Origin of the sequence: Pseudoalteromonas sp. SR45-5, from assembly GCF_014163565.1 — a bacterium.
Lineage (GTDB): Bacteria > Pseudomonadota > Gammaproteobacteria > Enterobacterales > Alteromonadaceae > Pseudoalteromonas > Pseudoalteromonas distincta.
The window spans coordinates 1-1,299 of record NZ_JACJDN010000869.1 but is presented as its reverse complement, the minus strand read 5'-3'; the positions used below and the strand labels follow the sequence as shown (position 1 = coordinate 1,299).

General features: G+C 35.3%; 2 protein-coding genes. One reads left to right on the top strand and one right to left on the bottom strand.

The genetic code is table 11. The annotated features are described in order from the left end of the window. Positions 1-435: hypothetical protein (locus H5072_RS19720; RefSeq protein WP_182694547.1), on the top strand; the 435-nt coding region annotated here is incomplete at its 5' end. 40 nt (positions 436-475) lie between these two features. Here H5072_RS19720 and H5072_RS19715 read toward each other — a convergent pair. Then, the coding region (locus H5072_RS19715; protein ID WP_182694546.1) for an EAL domain-containing protein at positions 476-1,299 on the bottom strand (824 nt) is incomplete at its 5' end.

Below are 1,299 nucleotides of genomic sequence, written 5' to 3'. Positions count from 1 at the left end.
ATTAAAAAAATAATAATGCTCTTTGTAGTCGCTAGTAGCCTATTTGGTTTTAGCATTTCAGTTTATGCAGAAAATACAAACCCCTCGAACGTCATTATTGTAGTAAATACCACAGATAAAAACTTATCTTTTAGTAAGCAACAAATTCGCCATATTTATATGGGCGGAGCTATGAGCAGACAATTTAAAGCAGTTAACCTATCTGTCGGCAATCCGCTTAGAATAAATTTTAACACTAGGATGGTAGGTCTTACTGAATCTAGAATACAAGCTTATTGGGCCCAAATGCGATTCACGGGGCGCAGCAAGCCCCCTGTCGAATTTGAGTCTACAGAAGAGGTTATAGAGTACTTACTAACCGTTGAAGACTCAGTAGCTTACCTTCCAGCAGGAATTACTATACCTAAAGAGCTCACCATAATTGCACTAAATTAAAAGTAAGCCGTTTGCTTAGTAAAAAATCAATTGCACTGAGTTATTTTGAAGTTATTGTTAGTTCTTTAAATAATATTTTCGCTCGTTCAATTGCGTGTGGTAGTTGTGCAATGCACACTGGTTTTGCAAAGTAATAGCCCTGCATTTCATCACTACCATTTGATACTAGGTAGTTAGCTTGGTCGGTTGTTTCAATTCCTTCGCTACATATTTTTAAACCAAGGCGTTGGCCTAAATCGAGTATTGCTTGTAATACTGCAGTGTCTTTTGCTGAGCTTGCATATTGATTTACAAACATTCGATCTATTTTTAATGTATCAATTTCAATTTTAGTAAGGTAACTCAATGAAGAGTAACCTGTGCCAAAGTCATCTAATGCAATTGAGCCTCCCATAACTTTAACTTGATTAAAAAATTGATTCGCGTTTTCAAAATTTTCTAAATAGCTTGATTCTGTTATTTCAAACTGAACATTTGAAATATCGACGCTATGTTCAAGTAGTTTACTTTTTACAGTATGAATGAAGTTATGATCTTTTAAGTCATGGCTTGAAAGATTCATTGAGACGAGTACATTATTCCCCATAAGTTGTTTTAGCATTTGCACATCTTTAAATACTTGTGTGATCACCCATTGGGTAATCGCTTTTATTTTACCTGCTTGTTCCGCTATAGGTATAAACTCACCAGGAGAAACAAAGCCTAGCTCTTTGCTTTGCCATCTTATTAAGGCTTCTAAGCCTTGAGCTTCGCCTGTATTCGACATTTTAAGCTGATAAAATAACTCAAATTCATTTTGCGCTATTGCGTGAGATATTAAGTTAGCGACTTGCGCTTTTCGTTTGTTATCTTCAAGCATTTTAT